Source organism: Halomonas sp. ML-15 (assembly GCF_014779595.1).
In the GTDB taxonomy this organism is placed as follows: Bacteria; Pseudomonadota; Gammaproteobacteria; order Pseudomonadales; family Halomonadaceae; genus Franzmannia.
This window is the reverse complement of record NZ_JACXZT010000019.1, coordinates 2,152,809-2,167,008: the sequence shown is the minus strand read 5'-3', so window position 1 is coordinate 2,167,008 and position 14,200 is coordinate 2,152,809. Positions and strand designations below refer to the sequence as shown.

The 14,200-nt window shown below is 65.4% G+C and carries 12 protein-coding genes; 4 read left to right on the top strand and 8 right to left on the bottom strand.

Annotated features, from left to right (window positions below):
* Positions 1-80: 80 nt before the first annotated feature.
* The 5 genes from rplS to ffh all read right to left on the bottom strand — a co-directional run bounded on the left by rplS (position 81) and on the right by ffh (position 3,773).
* Positions 81-437 carry a 50S ribosomal protein L19 gene (rplS, locus tag IEI94_RS21840; protein WP_191169373.1) on the bottom strand — a complete coding sequence of 119 codons (357 nt, stop codon included), beginning with the start codon at positions 435-437 and terminating at the stop codon, positions 81-83.
* A 124-nt stretch (positions 438-561) separates the two neighbouring features.
* Positions 562-1,353 carry a tRNA (guanosine(37)-N1)-methyltransferase TrmD gene (gene trmD, locus IEI94_RS21835; RefSeq protein WP_191169371.1) on the bottom strand — a complete coding sequence of 264 codons (792 nt, stop codon included), beginning with the start codon at positions 1,351-1,353 and terminating at the stop codon, positions 562-564.
* An 18-nt stretch (positions 1,354-1,371) separates the two neighbouring features.
* Entirely contained in the window at positions 1,372-1,941 is a 570-nt protein-coding gene (rimM, locus tag IEI94_RS21830; RefSeq protein ID WP_191169369.1) for a ribosome maturation factor RimM, read from the bottom strand.
* A gap of 5 nt (positions 1,942-1,946) precedes the next feature.
* Entirely contained in the window at positions 1,947-2,195 is a 249-nt protein-coding gene (rpsP, locus tag IEI94_RS21825) for a 30S ribosomal protein S16 (protein ID WP_076746240.1), read from the bottom strand.
* A gap of 144 nt (positions 2,196-2,339) precedes the next feature.
* Positions 2,340-3,773, bottom strand: a complete 1,434-nt coding sequence (gene ffh, locus IEI94_RS21820) for a signal recognition particle protein (RefSeq protein ID WP_191169367.1) — start codon at positions 3,771-3,773, stop codon at positions 2,340-2,342.
* A 166-nt stretch (positions 3,774-3,939) separates the two neighbouring features.
* On the opposite strand from ffh, the gene IEI94_RS21815 reads away from it, so the two are divergent.
* The gene (locus IEI94_RS21815; RefSeq protein ID WP_191169365.1) at positions 3,940-4,740 is read left to right on the top strand and encodes an inner membrane protein YpjD; all 801 of its coding nucleotides are present in this window, start codon (positions 3,940-3,942) and stop codon (positions 4,738-4,740) included.
* 80 nt (positions 4,741-4,820) lie between these two features.
* On the top strand, positions 4,821-6,104 hold the full coding sequence (locus IEI94_RS21810; protein ID WP_191169356.1) for an HlyC/CorC family transporter: 1,284 nt from the start codon (positions 4,821-4,823) through the stop codon (positions 6,102-6,104).
* Between the two features lie 6 nt (positions 6,105-6,110).
* Here IEI94_RS21810 and IEI94_RS21805 read toward each other — a convergent pair whose 3' ends face one another.
* Both IEI94_RS21805 and IEI94_RS21800 read right to left on the bottom strand, forming a co-directional pair.
* Entirely contained in the window at positions 6,111-8,015 is a 1,905-nt protein-coding gene (locus IEI94_RS21805; protein WP_318153437.1) for an MFS transporter, read from the bottom strand.
* Positions 8,012-8,626, bottom strand: a complete 615-nt coding sequence (locus tag IEI94_RS21800; protein ID WP_191169354.1) for a TetR/AcrR family transcriptional regulator — start codon at positions 8,624-8,626, stop codon at positions 8,012-8,014. Before IEI94_RS21800 ends, IEI94_RS21805 begins: the two co-directional genes overlap by 4 nt.
* 416 nt (positions 8,627-9,042) lie before the next feature.
* Here IEI94_RS21800 and IEI94_RS21795 point away from each other — a divergent pair, with 416 nt between their 5' ends.
* Both IEI94_RS21795 and IEI94_RS21790 read left to right on the top strand, forming a co-directional pair.
* Positions 9,043-9,732: an SOS response-associated peptidase gene (locus IEI94_RS21795; protein ID WP_191169352.1), complete on the top strand. Its 690-nt coding sequence runs from the start codon at positions 9,043-9,045 to the stop codon at positions 9,730-9,732.
* Positions 9,732-12,611 carry an insulinase family protein gene (locus IEI94_RS21790; protein ID WP_191169350.1) on the top strand — a complete coding sequence of 960 codons (2,880 nt, stop codon included), beginning with the start codon at positions 9,732-9,734 and terminating at the stop codon, positions 12,609-12,611. Before IEI94_RS21795 ends, IEI94_RS21790 begins: the two co-directional genes overlap by 1 nt.
* A gap of 74 nt (positions 12,612-12,685) precedes the next feature.
* Here IEI94_RS21790 and sbcB read toward each other — a convergent pair whose 3' ends face one another.
* A complete protein-coding gene (sbcB, locus tag IEI94_RS21785) occupies positions 12,686-14,146 on the bottom strand; it encodes an exodeoxyribonuclease I (RefSeq protein ID WP_191169348.1) in 1,461 nt (486 codons plus the stop codon).
* Positions 14,147-14,200: the final 54 nt, after the last annotated feature.

The following is a 14,200-nucleotide window of genomic DNA, read 5'->3' as shown; positions in this document are numbered from 1 at the left end:
GAGACCCCGCCCCGCGCAAGCGGTGACGGGGTCTCGCGAGACGCGCCCAGGGGCGCGCCACAGCCATCGCGCGGTAGCGCTTAGGCCAGCTTTTCCTTGATGCGTGCGGACTTGCCGCTGCGATCGCGGAGGTAGTACAGCTTGGCTTGACGCACGTCACCGCGACGCTTGACGTCGATGGCAGCGACCAGCGGGCTGTAGGTCTGGAAGGTACGCTCGACGCCAACACCGTGGGAGATCTTGCGCACGGTGAAGGCGGAGTTCAGACCGCGGTTACGCTTGCCGATCACCACGCCTTCGAAGGCCTGCAGACGCTCACGGGTGCCTTCCTTGACCTTGACCTGGACGACCACGGTGTCACCCGGAGCGAAGGCCGGAATTTCCTTGGACATCTGCTCGGCTTCGATCGCCTGGATCACCTTGTTCTTGCTACTCATGACTAGCTCCTCAATACATTGATGCCAGCGGCCATGCCGTCTGACTGTGATCCCGACGCTCGTCGCGGCTGCGATGACGCGGGAATCGCTGGTGTATGACACAGGTGCCTCGCCGCTGATCGGCTCAGACGTCCGAGTCGTGACGAGTGCCCTGCACCTCCGCCTGGTCGGCGTAGTCGGCGATGAACTCCTCGAGCAGCTGACGCTGTTCGCGGTTCAACGCCTTGTCCTGCAACAGCTCGGGGCGGCGTAGCCAGGTGCGCCCCAGTGACTGCTTCAAGCGCCAGCGGCGAATCTCGCCGTGATGGCCACTGAGTAGCACCTCCGGCACCGTGCGACCGTCAATCGCTTCGGGGCGCGTGTAGTGCGGGCAGTCCAGCAGACCGTCGTTGAACGAGTCCTCGACCGCCGAGTCCTGATGCCCCAGCACCCCCGGCACCAGCCGCGCCGCGGCATCGATCAGCACCATGGCCGGCAGCTCGCCGCCACTGAGCACGTAGTCACCGATCGACCACTCTTCGTCGATATCGGCCTCGACCACCCGTTCGTCGATGCCTTCGTAGCGCCCTGCCACGACCACCAGCGGCCCGCCGCTGGCCAGCTCCTGCACCCCCTGCTGATCCAGCACTCGCCCCTGGGGGGAGAGGTAGATCACCTTGGCCGGCCGGCCGCTAGCGGCTTCGGCGCGATCGCGAGCGGCATGAATCGCCGAACGCAGGGTGTCGACCTTCATCAGCATGCCCGGTCCGCCACCGTAGGGGCGGTCATCCACCGTGCGGTGCCTGTCTGTCGCGTAGTCCCGGGGATTCCAGAATTCCAGTTCCAGCAGCCCCTGTTTCACCGCTCTCCCCGTTACCCCGTAACGGCTGATCGCATCGAACATCTCCGGGAACAGCGAGACAACCCCAATCCACACGGCAGCATTTCCTGACAGCTAGAAGTCGGGATCCCAGTCCACCGTCATCGTCTCGGCGTCGAGATCCACCTCAAGCACCACCTGGTCAGGCAGAAACGGCAGCAGCCGCTCCTTGTCGTCGAGAGCCTTGGCGTCGCCTCTGACCACCAGCACGTCGTTGGCGCCGGTCTCGAACAGATAGCTGACGCGGCCCAGGTCAACGTCCTCGCGGGTCACGACCCGCAGGCCTTCCAACTGATGCCAGTAATACTCACCCGGCGCGAGGCGCGGCAGGGCATCCTTGGGCAGCAGAATCTCCGCCCCGGCCCACTGCTCGGCCGACTCGCGCGACGTCATCCCTTCCAGACAAGCGACCAGGCCCTTGCCTTGGCGCCGCCCCTGACTCACGCGCCGGGTGACGATCTTGCCGTCGAGGCGCAGCTGCCACTCAGGGTAGTCGAGGATGCCGTCCATCGGGCTGGTGTACGAATACACCTTCAGCCAGCCCTTGACCCCGTAGGGGCTGGTCAGCTTGCCCAGCACAACGTGGTGCTGGTCGTCGCTGCCCTCTTCGGGGCTGTCTACTGACTCTCTCAAGGCGTCACGCATCAGGCTCAGGCCTGCTTGCGGGCTTCCTTGAGGAGCTCGGCCACACGGTCGGAGACCTGGGCGCCCTGGCTCTGCCAGTGGGTCACGCGGTCGAGGTCGACGCGCAGGCGCTCTTCCTGGCCGCGGGCCACCGGGTTGAAGAAGCCGACGCGCTCGATAAAGCGGCCGTCACGAGACTTGCGCGAGTCGCTTACAGTCAGGTGATAGAAGGGACGCTTCTTGGCGCCACCACGTGCCAGACGAATGGTAACCATTGCGTTAACAGTCCTTCGGTTGGAGTTGCTGAAATGTCATATGCTCACTGCTGCTCAGGCGGCAGGCCGCGAATAGTCGCGCGGTCCTGCCACGAAGACGCAGCATTCTACGTAAAACGACCTCGGTTGGAAACCTTTTTCCACCTAGCGCCGCGGGAACCCACCGGGACCGCCCATGCCGCCCGGGCCTCCCATGCCACCGCCCATCGGCCCGCCGGGACCACCCGGGCCGCCGCCGCCCATCATGCCGGACATGCCGCGCATCATCTTCTCCATGCCGCCCTTCTTGCCGGCCTTCTTCATCATCTTCTGCATCTGCTTATGCTGCTTTAGCAGGCGATTGAGGTCAGGCACCTGCAGACCGGCACCGGCGGCGATGCGGCGCTTGCGCGAGCCGTTGATGATCTCCGGCTTGTGGCGCTCCTTGGGCGTCATCGAGTTGATCAGCGCCTCGAGCTTGCCCAACTCCTTCTCCGGCCCGGGGCCCTGGGCCATCTCGGCCATCTGTCCCATGCCCGGCAGCTTGCTCATCAGGCCGCCCATGCCGCCCATCTTCTTGAGCTGCTGCAGCTGGTCGCGGAAGTCCTCGAGATCGAAGCCGTCGCCCTTCTTGACCTTCTTGGCCAGCTTATCGGCCTTGGCCTTGTCGACGGTGCGCTCGGCCTCCTCGATCAGCGACAGCACATCGCCCATGCCGAGGATGCGCGACGCGACCCGATCGGGGTGGAAGGGCTCGAGGGCGTCGATCTTCTCGCCCATGCCCATGAACTTGATCGGTTTGCCGGTCACGTGGCGCACCGAGAGCGCCGCACCACCACGCGCATCGCCGTCTGCCTTGGTCAGAATCACGCCGGTCAGCGGCAGCGCCTCATGGAAGGCCTTGGCGGTATTGGCCGCGTCCTGACCGGTCATGGCGTCGACCACGAACAGGGTTTCCTGGGGCGACAGCGCCTTATGCAGCGCCTGAATCTCGCCCATCATGGCTTCATCGATGGCGAGACGGCCGGCGGTATCCACCAGCACCACGTCATGAAACTGGATCTTGGCGTGCTTGATCGCCGCCTCGGCGATATCTACCGGCTTCTGGTCGCTGTGCGAGGGGAAAAACTCGACACCGACCTCAGTCGCCAGGGTCTCGAGCTGATCGATGGCCGCCGGGCGATAGACGTCGGCGGAAACCACCAGCACCTTCTTCTTTTCGCGCTCCTTGAGGAAGCGCGCCAGCTTGGCCACCGAGGTGGTCTTGCCCGCGCCCTGCAGGCCGGCCATCAGCACCACCGCCGGCGCCCCCTTGAGGTTCAGGCCCTCGTTGGCCTCGCCCATGACCGCCTCGAGCTCCTGCTGGACGATCTTGACGAACTGCTGGCCCGGCGACAGGCTCTTGGAGACTTCCTGCCCCACCGCACGCTCGCGCACCCGGTCAATGAAGGACTTGACCACCGGCAGCGCGACGTCGGCCTCGAGCAGCGCCCGACGCACTTCGCGCAGGGTTTCCTTGATATTGTCCTCGGTCAGCTTGGCGTGACCGCTGATGGACTTGAGCGTCTTAGATAGACGCTCCGACAGATTCTCGAACATGATGCCTCTCCGGCAATGAGCCTTGGCGTTGGGCAACGATTATACGCACAACCCGGGCCAGTCTCCATGGCGCTGGCTGGGCGGCATCGAGTGGATTGGGTATAGTAGTGGCTCGGATCTCATTTCCAGCCAACAGCCGACTTCGACGGCGCATGGACAGCTACCGATGCAGGCGCTCCCTTTTGCCCTTCTTGCCATGATTCTCTACCTCGGCGCGGCCTCCTGGCAGGGCCTGACGCTGGCACGCCGTGTGCCTTCGCGCCCGGCGCTGGTACGCGGCGTCGGGGCAGCGGCGCTGCTCTGCCACGCGCTGGTCATCGTCGCCATGATGCGCGAGGCAGACGGCCTGTGGCTGGGGCTCTCGTCCAGCGCGGCGGTGCTCAGCGCCGTGATCACCGCGGTGCTGCTCGGGGGCAGCATGGTCAAGCCGATCATCAACGTCGCCACCGCCCTGTTCCCGCTTGCCGCCGCCAGCCTGCTGCTGGCCGTGGGGCTGCCCGCGCCGGCCCGCGATAGCGGCCTGACCCCGGGCATTGCCGTGCATGTGATCAGCTCGACGCTGGCCTTTGCGCTGCTGGCCATCGCCGCAGTGCAAGCGATACTGGTCGGGCTGCAGAACCAGGCCCTGCGCCACCATCATATCCGCGGACTGGTACAGTCGCTGCCGCCGCTGACCACCATGGAGCGAGTGCTGTTCGAACTGATCTGGGTCGGCATGCTGCTGCTCACCCTGTCGATCGCCAGCGGTTTCATGTTTCTCGACAATCTCTTCGCCCAGCACCTGGCGCACAAGACGATCCTGTCGATGGCCGCCTGGGTGCTGTTCGCGATCCTGCTCGCCGGACGCCACTTCCGCGGCTGGCGCGGGCTGCGCGCAGTACGCTGGACGCTCGGCGGCACGGCGCTGCTGCTGCTCGCCTACTTCGGCAGCAAGTTCGTCCTCGAAGTCATCTTCCAGCGCAGCTGACGCCGCCACTGCCGCGCCTTGACAGCGCGTCGCCGAATGCCTACAAACGAGCCTGATATGCCATTGAGGACTCCCCCAACTTGAGCGACGACTTCCCGCTGGGCCTGCTGTTCGGCCTGCTGTTTCTACTCATCTGTCTGTCGGCGTTCTTCTCCAGTTCCGAAACCGGCATGATGTCGATCAACCGCTATCGCCTGAGCCACCAGGCCGGTAGCGGCGAGCGCGCCGCCAAGCGGGTCATGCGCCTGCTAGCCAGGCCCGATCGCCTGATCGGCGTCATCCTGATCGGCAATAATCTGGTCAACAACCTGGCCGCGGCAATTGCCACGGTACTCGCCATCCATTTTCTCGGCGACGTGACCGGTCCGGCGGTGGCCCCGCTGGTGCTGACCATCGTGATCCTGATCTTTGCCGAGGTGACGCCCAAGACCTACGCCGCGGTAAAACCCGAGCGCATTGCCTACCCCGCCTCGGTGATACTCGAACCGCTGCTGAAGATACTTTATCCGCTGGTATGGCTGGTCAATGCCATCTCCAACGGCCTGCTCAAGCTGATCGGCGTCAAGAGTATCGACGGCGGCGCTGACAATCTGACCCGCGACGAGCTGCGTACCGTGGTGCACGAAGCCGGCACCCTGATCCCACATCGCCACCAGGCCATGCTGCTGTCGATCCTCGACCTCGAGAACGTCACCGTCAACGACATCATGGTGCCCCGCCACGAAGTCCTGGGTATCGATCTCGAGGACGATCTGGAGAGCATCCTGGCGCAGATCCGCACCAGCCAGCACACTCGCATTCCGGTTTTCAAAGGCGATATCAACAACATCATCGGCATGCTGCACCTGCGCAACGCAGCGCGCTTCCTGTCCAAACGCGAGGTCACCAAGGCCTCCATCGTGCAGGAGGCCCGCGAGCCCTACTTCATTCCCGAATCGACACCACTGCATACTCAGCTACTCAACTTTCAGCAGCAGAAGCGGCGCATCGGCATCGTGGTCGACGAGTATGGCGACGTGGAAGGGCTAGTCACCCTGGAAGACATTCTCGAGGAGATCGTCGGCGAGTTCACCACCGACGTGGCGGGGATGCATCAGGAGATTCACCTGCAGGACGACGGCAGCTACGTGATAGAAGGGACCGCCAACATCCGTGAGATCAACAAGTCGCTGGGCTGGCAGCTTCCCACCGATGGCCCCAAGACCCTCAATGGACTGATTCTCGAGCATCTCGAGTCGTTTCCCGACGGGCCGGCCTCACTTCAGGTCGGCACTACCCGCATGGAGATTCTGCAGGTCAAGGATAAGCTGATCACCTCGGCGCGCTGCTGGCAGCACAGCCGCCGCGCACCGCGCCGCAGCTGAGCCGCCTCACGCCTCGCCGCGCGCCGCCGGGGCAGGCAATACCCAGTCGTCGGCTTCGGCCTTGAGCTCACGCACCCGCTCCTCGAGAATTCCGCAGCGCGCCTCCTGCGGCGACAACGGCTCCCCGAAGTAGAGCGCCACCCTTGAACGAAAACGCCGCGGCCACTTAGTCAGCGCCCGGCCGCCCTGGTGCGAGGTCCAGGACCCCCATAGCCCAGCCAACCCGGCTGGCACTACCGGCACCGAGTCGCGCGTCAGAATGATATCCAACCCACGCCGGAAGCGGTGAATCTCGCCGTCCGGGGTCAGCCGCCCCTCCGGAAACAGCATCACCACCTCGCCGTGACGCAGCGCATGGCTGACCTCATCCAAGGCTCGGCGCACGCTGCCCGGGTCGCGGCGGTCGGCGTCTACCGGAATCGCGCCAACGATACGGAACCACCAGTTGAGCCAGGGCGACTCATAGATCGGCCGATCCATCAGGAAGCGCAGCGGGCGAGGGCTGGCGCCGCCGATCACCAGGGCATCCATGAAGCTGACATGATTGCATACCACCAGCGCCGCCCCGCGTACCGGAATATGCTGCCGGCCGCGAAACTTGAGCCGATAGATGAGGTGCACCAGCGCGAAAATCAGCAGCCTCAGCAGCGGCCGTGGGCCGCGTACCAGCAGCCCCACACCGATCAGCAGCGCAATACCGCCGAGGCTGGCCACGAATGCCGCCAACCCGACCTCGGCCACTCCCAGCATCAGCGTGCCAAACAGCAGGGCGGCCAGCATCAGCAGCGCATTGAAGATGTTATTAGCGGCCATCATGCGTGCCCGCTGCTGCTCGCGACTCAGCAGCTGGATCATGCTATAGAGCGGCACGATATAGAGTCCGCCGCCGATACCCACCAGCGCCAAGGCGCTCAGCATGCGCCACAACCCGAGCGTGAGCAGTAGCTCACCCAGGCCAGCATTCGATAAGTCCAGCGGCGCTGTACCGGCCAACCACAGGCCACCAACCCCCATCAACAGTGCCCCCAGCACCACCAGCCCCAACTCGAGGCGCCCCGCCGAGAGCCGCGCGCAGAGCATTGCCCCCACGCCCACACCTAGCGCAAAGGCGGCGAGCAGCAGAGTGAATGCCGAGCCCAGCCCTCCGGCCACCTGGCTGGCCCAGGCCGGCAGCAGGGTCAGATAGCAGGTGGTCATGAACCAGAACACGCTGAGCCCCAGCATCGCCGGCAACAGCTGACGCGCCCGCAGCGCATCGGTGATGACCGGCCAGATGCTGCCGATCAGATCACGCGGCGCCTCATCGTGCCCCTTGGGCGGCGCCGGGGGAATCAGCAGGCTCGCTGCCAGGCCGGCCACCGCCACCCCGAGCAGTGCCAACACCGCCGCCAACCGCGCACTGGCCGGCGACAGCATGGCCAGCAGCGTGGCTAGCACGGTGCCTATCAGTATCGATACGAAGGTGCCTAGCCCCACCCAGGCGTTGCCGCGAACCAGCTCGGTGGGCGTCAGATGCTGGGGCAAGATGGCGTATTTGACCGGACCGAACAGCGCCGCCTGAGCTCCCATCAGCAGCAGCAGGCCATACAGCATCAGGCGGCTCTCCCACCACACCAGCGCGGCGGCGAGCAGCATGATACCGAGTTCGAACAGCTTGAGGCGGCGAATCAGACGCTGCTTGTCGAGCCGGTCGGCAAGCGCACCGCCCCAGGCTGAGAAAAGCAAGAACGGCAAGATGAAGAGCCCCACCACCATGCTGGTGGCCAGGCCCTGGCGAGCCGGCTCGTCAGGCAGCGCGGCAAACACCAGCACCAGTACCAGCAAGGTGCGCAGGAGATTATCGTTGAGCGCCCCGAGGGCCTGGGTCCAGAACAGCGGGGCAAAGCGACGTTCGGTGATCAGCCGGCTCACGAGGCCCTCGGCGGCTGCCGCAGGCCGGCGAGAATGGTGGTCAACAGCTGGTCGAGGAGCTCTGCCACTTCGAGCTGCTGATCCTGCCAGTAGCCCAGGCGCTGGTTGAGTCCCAGCTGCACCAAGCCGTGCACGCTGCCCCACAGGGTGCGTGCCAGGCGGCGCGCCTCGGCATCGCCCAGCGCTGGCTGATACTCCTTGAGGGTCGCCTCGACGCGCACGAACAGCGCCTCGATCATGTCGCTCTGGCGCTGATCGAGCTCGCCCTCTTCGGCCAAGGGGTAGTCGAACAGCAGCTGCCAGCGGTGGCGGTCCTGCTGGGCGAATTGCCAGTAGGCAGTCGCCAACCCCTTGAGGCGAGGCTCCGGGGTCGCTGACTCGAGCCCATCAATGGTCAGCCTGAGTCGGCCCAGGGTCTCGACATTGACGTGCTGAAGCAGGTTACCGAAGCTGCCATACAGCTTTAACAGGGTGCTCGGCGCACAGCCCACCTCGCGTGCCAGTGCGCGTAGCGACAGCGTATGCACGGGGCGCTCCCGCAGCCAGGCGTCGCATGCTGCCATTACCTGGGCATGCAGCGCCTCGGGCGCATGCTGTCTGGGACGAGCCATCGGCTTCCTCGCGAATGAATGCACTATTCGAACAGTGTTTCCGGACAGCATATCGATACCTGAGTCAAACGCAAGTCCGGTATGACTGGGCTTCGTCTGAAAAGTCGGCGAGCGAAGGTCAGGCTAGGCCCGTTCCCGACGGGCCAACGCACTCCCCACATCCATGTGGGACGCAAAGCAAAAATCAGAGACAAATCGTCAGGATTGACGATTTGGGCAGCTCTGCTGCTCGAAGAGCGAGCGACAAGGACGTCGCGAGTCAAAAGACGGAGTTTACGGGGTGTAAATGAGTACTTTGAGCTGATTTTTAACGCCGTATGGCCAAGCGCAGACACTTTTCGGACAAAGCCTAGCGCCGCTTTCGCGGACTGCCCGAGTTGGTTACCCTTACGCCTCGTCGCCACCCAGGAGTGCGTATGGCCGGCCGGCTCTATATTGCCCCGACGCTCGACCTCAAGCGCCTGCTCGGCGGAATCGAAACGCTCGACGAGCTGCTCGCCAGCCCCAACCTGGCCCCACGCCGGCCGCTGTCGATGCTGCACCACGCCGCCGGCGGACCGCGGCTGAGCACGGCCTTCTGGGGGCTAACGCCGCCCTGGCTCAAGGTCCTCGACCATGCCCCGCACTGCGCTCGCGCCGAGTCGCTGGACAGTCGGGCGATGTTCCGCGAGGCCTTTGCGGCACGCCGCTGCCTGGTGCCAGTCAGCGGTGTTTACGTGTGGAAACCGCAGCCGCGTATGAAGCAGCCCTTCCTGGTCACTCACCACCAGCGCCAGCCGCTGTTGCTAGCCGGTCTTTGGTGCCGCTACCACACCACCTTGACCGAACACCATGACTCCTGCGCGCTGATCACCGTGGCCAGCAACGCACTGCTGGCGCCGCTCAGCGAGCGGCTGCCAGCGGTGATTGCGCCGCCTCAGGCACGACGCTGGCTTGATCCGGCCACGCCGTTGACAGAGGCGCGAGCGCTATTGACCCCGGCAGATTTGGAACTGTTGGGCGCTTTTCCTGTATCAAGACGAGTCAATGATCCTTCACATCAGGACTGGGCCTGTGCTCACCCCACCGGACCCATGCATCGCTGGACCACCGCACAGGAGACATGATGCGCTTTTCGTCCTCTTCTTCCGCCTCACCCGACGCACGAGCATGCACGCCGCATCCGCGCCGCCCGCTTGCCGCCAGCCTTCTGGGCGCCACACTGATCGCCTGGCTCACCGCCCTCCCACTGCAGGCGGACGAGGGGATTGCCGAGGTCGACACTCCGAACATGAGCCCCCACGATACCCGTGATTACCGAACCCTGACCCTCGACAACGGGCTCAACGTGCTGCTGGTCAGCGACCCCGAGGCCGACAAGGCCGCCGCCTCGATGAACGTCAGTGTGGGCAGCGCCCAGGACCCCGACGACCTCGCCGGCCTCGCCCACTTCGTCGAACATATGCTGTTTCTGGGCACCGAGCCGTTCCCCGAGGCCGACGCCTACCAGAGCTATATTTCGCGCCACGGCGGCAGCCACAACGCCTTCACCGCCCCTGGCGATACCAACTACTTCTTCGATATCGAGCCCGAGGCGCTGCCCGGCGCACTGGACCGCTTTAGCCAGTTCTTTATCTCGCCGCTGTTCAACGCCGACCAACTGGCCAGCGAGCGCAGCATCGTGCACTCCGAGTATCAGGCCAGGATACGCGACGAGGGGCGCCGCCAGCTCGACGTGGTCAATCAGCGTTTGAATCCCGACAACCCCACCACCAGCTTCGCGGTGGGCAGCCGCGAGACCCTCGCCGACCGTCCCGAGGGCGAGCCAAGCCTGCGCGAGCGGGTCATCGACTTCTATGAGCAGTACTACGATGCCAACGTCATGAATCTGGCGCTGGTCGGTCCGCAGCCCCTCGACGAGCTGGAGGGGCTGGTACAGGAGCGCTTCGTCGAGATCGCCGATCGCGGCCTCGAGCCGCCGACCATCGACGTACCGCTGGTGCTCGACGACAGCATGCCCCAGGCGCTGGAGATCCAGAGCCTGCGTGACAGCCGCGAACTACGCTTTCAGTTTCCCATTGACGATCCCCGCGACGAGTACCGCACCAAGCCCGCCGACTACCTGGCTAACCTGCTCGGCCACGAGGGCGACGGCAGCCTGCTGGCGGTGCTGCGCGAGGCCGGCCTGGCCGACGGTCTCTCCGCCGGCGTCAGTCGCGGCGACGGCAATCAGGCACTGTTCACGGTGACCGTCAGCCTCACCCCCAGCGGGGCAGACGCCATCGACACCATCCAGGCCAGCCTGTTCGACGCCATCGCGCTGATCAACGCTGAGGGCCTGGAGGAGTGGCGCTATGACGAGCAGGCCCGCCTCGCCGAACAGGAGTTCACCTTCCAGCAACACGGCGCCCCACTACAGAGTGCCATGCGCCTGGCCATGAACCTGGCCTACTATCCCAGCAAGGACGTGCACTATGCCGCCTATCGCATGGACGGCTTCGACGCCGAGCGCATCGCCGAATACCTCGCCGAACTGCGCCCGGACAACCTGCTGCGGGTTTATAGCGGCCCCGACGTCGAGGGCGACCAGGTCTCGCCGTGGTTCGATGCTCCTTACCGGGTCGAGCAGCCGGCCGAGTGGACCGACGCCGAGCCACTGCCGGGGCTGGCACTCCCCGACCCCAACCCCTTTATCGCCGAGGACCTGACCCTGCTCGAAGAGCAGGACGAGGTGCCCTATGCGCTGATCGAGGGCGACAGCTTCTCGCTGTGGCACCAGGCACACGCCGGGTTCAACACTCCCAAGGTCGAGTGGCGCTTCAGTCTGCAACACCCTCAAGCAACACGCAGCGCACGGGACGCGGCGCTGACGAGGCTGCTCGCCGGCTGGCTCGGCGACAGCCTCAATGAGGCCTTCTACCCGGCGCGCCTGGCCGGCCAGCGCTTCGAGGCCTACGCCCACTCCCGCGGCATGACGCTGTCGTTCTCGGGCTGGCGAGATCGTCAGGAGCTGCTGATGCGCCAGGCACTGTCGCAGCTGATCGAAGGCGAGATCAGCGATGCGGCCGTCGAACGGGTTCGCTACCGCCTCGAGCGTGAGTGGCGTAACGCGCCCCAGGCGGCCCTGCATCAGCAGGCCTACCGCACCCTGGGTGAAGCGCTGATTCGCCCTCAGTGGTCGACGGCGGCGCTGCTCGAGGCGGTACGCGAGCTCGAGGCCGACGACCTGCGCGACTTCCGCCGCCAGTTCCTCGACGACCTGCGCCTGGAAACCATGGTGGTCGGCAACCTGCCTGCCGAGCTTGCCGAGCGCGAGGCGCAGATGGTCGCCGCTGCCCTGCGCCCACAGCTGAGCGAGGACGATATTCCGCGCCTCGAGCCGCTACGCGCCAGCGAGCTGGCGCGACTGCATCCTGACACCGCACGCCAGGAGTCGCTGGTGCTACGCTATCTGCAGGGCCCCGACCGCAGCCTCGATAGCCAGGCCCGCCTGGCGGTTCTGGCTCAGCTTATCGACTCGCCGTTCTATACTCGGCTGCGCACCGAGGAGCAGCTTGGCTACATCGTCAATGCCGGCTACTCGCCGCTGCTCGACGCCCCGGGCGTGGCGCTGGTGGTGCAGTCGCCGGAGACCGACAGCGCCACCATAGGCGAGCGCATCGACGCCTTCCTCGACGACTTCGAGGAGCGCCTGGAGACACTCGAGGACGACGATATCGCGGTCTATCGCCAGTCGGTACGCGACCGGCTGCTGACCCGGGACACCTCGCTGGGCGCGCTGACCAACCGCCAGTGGCAGGCGCTGGCCTATGGCGACACCGACTTCGACCGCCGCGAGCGACTGGCAGACAGAGTCATGGAGATCAGCGCCGACGACCTGCGCGAGGCCTGGCCGGGGTTACGCCGCGACGCCGTGGTCGACGTGACCTTCGACCCCGGTGACGAGGCCAGCGACGTGGCCAGCGCCAGCAAGGACCTGGAGCCACTGCCGCTGCCCGATGACTGAGGAGCCCAGCCCTGAACGATTGCGCCCGGCCATAATGGCCGGGCGCAATCGTAAGCAGCAGCTGGAGGCTGTCGTCAGCCGAAGGCCTGAGGGGGCACGATCGACTCGACGTGCATCACCAGCTCCTCGAGGACCTGTCGCTCATGGTCGTCGAGGGTCACCTGGTTGAGGCGCTCGATCTCGCGGGCGAAGCCCGCCAGGGTCAACCCGCCGAGACTGGCATCGTTCATCCTTGCCCAGCGGAACTCCTCCCAGCGCGCCTGCTCCTCGCTCGACAGGGTGTCGGGGTAGCTCCGCGCGCGGAAGCGAAACAGCATCTCTTCAAGACGCGGATCCTGGAAAGCGAAGGCGGTCTCACCGAGTTCCCAGGGGTCGGTGTCGCGCACACGCTGCATCTGCTGGCGGTCTGCCGGCGAGAAGAAGCCGCCGGAGTAGAGCATCAGATCGGGGTCCTGGGGCCCTTCCGGGGGCGGCTCGGCAAACACCGCAGCGGCCTTGCGGGCTGCCTCGGGGTTGGCGCATAGCGCCTGCCAGTGCTGTTCGCAGCGCGCTCGATCAAGTGACAGCCGCTCCGCCACCTCGGGCGTCACCGCCTTGATCGGTAGTACCACCGGGCTCTTGTTGATATGAATCACCTTGAGCGGGATGCGCGTCTCGCCCTCGGCCAGGTCGTCGGCGCCGACGAAAACCCGCGCACGAATCTCTTCCGGTGACAGCGAAAACAGCGGCGCAGGGTCCTCAGCGAGGTCATAGACGATCACCCCGTTGGGATTGGTCGGGTGCTCAGCGAGCGGCATAACCAATGCGCTGCAGCCGCGACTCGCCGGATAGCGGCGTGATACATGCAGCATCGGCTTGCGCGAGGGAATGTCGAGCAGCTTGGCCACCTCGCGCTTGCTGCGCAGCTTCAGCAGGTAGTCGAACAGCTGCGAATTGCGGGTCTTGAGCAGCCGTGCCATGGCAATGGTGGCACGCACGTCGGCCAAGGCATCGTGGGCGCCGGCGTGCTCGATAGCGTTGGCCGCGGTGAGGTGCTCGAGCTTGAAGCTCGGCGCGCCGTCCTCGCGCAGCGGCCACTCGATGCCCTCGGGACGCAGCGCGTGGAAGGCGCGCACGGCGTCGATCAGGTCCCAGCGCGAGTTACCGTTCTGCCACTCGCGGGCATAGGGGTCGAGAAAGTTGCGGTAGAACAGATGACGGCTCACCTCGTCATCGAAACGCAGGCTGTTGTAGCCCAGCGCGCAGGTGCCGGGTTCGCTCATCGCAGCATTGATATGGCCGGCGAACTCGGCCTCGGGCATGCCCCGGCGGCGCGCCTGCTGGGGTGTGATGCCGGTAATCAGGCAGGCCTGTGGATGCGGCAGGTAGTCGTCCGCCGGTTTGCAGTACCACATCAGCGGCTCGCCGATCTCATTGAACTCCGCATCGGTGCGGATGGCTGCAAACTGGGAGGGGCGGTCACGCCGAGGATCGGCGCCGAAGGTCTCGTAATCGTGCCACAGAAAACTCTGTGGCGCGGCGTGGGACTGCGCCATGGGAATAGTCGTCTCTCTTCAGCGGGCCGGATGCCAAGCCTAGCATATCGCCGG

What these genes read in the sequence shown, in the direction of transcription:
- rplS (WP_191169373.1), bottom strand. Translation starts at nt 437, where the DNA reads ATGAGTAGCAAGAACAAGGTGATCCAGGCGATCGAAGCCGAGCAGATG.
- rimM (WP_191169369.1), bottom strand. Translation starts at nt 1,941, where the DNA reads ATGCGTGACGCCTTGAGAGAGTCAGTAGACAGCCCCGAAGAGGGCAGC.
- rpsP (WP_076746240.1), bottom strand. Translation starts at nt 2,195, where the DNA reads ATGGTTACCATTCGTCTGGCACGTGGTGGCGCCAAGAAGCGTCCCTTC.
- ffh (WP_191169367.1), bottom strand. Translation starts at nt 3,773, where the DNA reads ATGTTCGAGAATCTGTCGGAGCGTCTATCTAAGACGCTCAAGTCCATC.
- IEI94_RS21815 (WP_191169365.1), top strand. Translation starts at nt 3,940, where the DNA reads ATGCAGGCGCTCCCTTTTGCCCTTCTTGCCATGATTCTCTACCTCGGC.
- IEI94_RS21800 (WP_191169354.1), bottom strand. Translation starts at nt 8,626, where the DNA reads ATGGCTCGTCCCAGACAGCATGCGCCCGAGGCGCTGCATGCCCAGGTA.
- IEI94_RS21795 (WP_191169352.1), top strand. Translation starts at nt 9,043, where the DNA reads ATGGCCGGCCGGCTCTATATTGCCCCGACGCTCGACCTCAAGCGCCTG.
- IEI94_RS21790 (WP_191169350.1), top strand. Translation starts at nt 9,732, where the DNA reads ATGCGCTTTTCGTCCTCTTCTTCCGCCTCACCCGACGCACGAGCATGC.
- sbcB (WP_191169348.1), bottom strand. Translation starts at nt 14,146, where the DNA reads ATGGCGCAGTCCCACGCCGCGCCACAGAGTTTTCTGTGGCACGATTAC.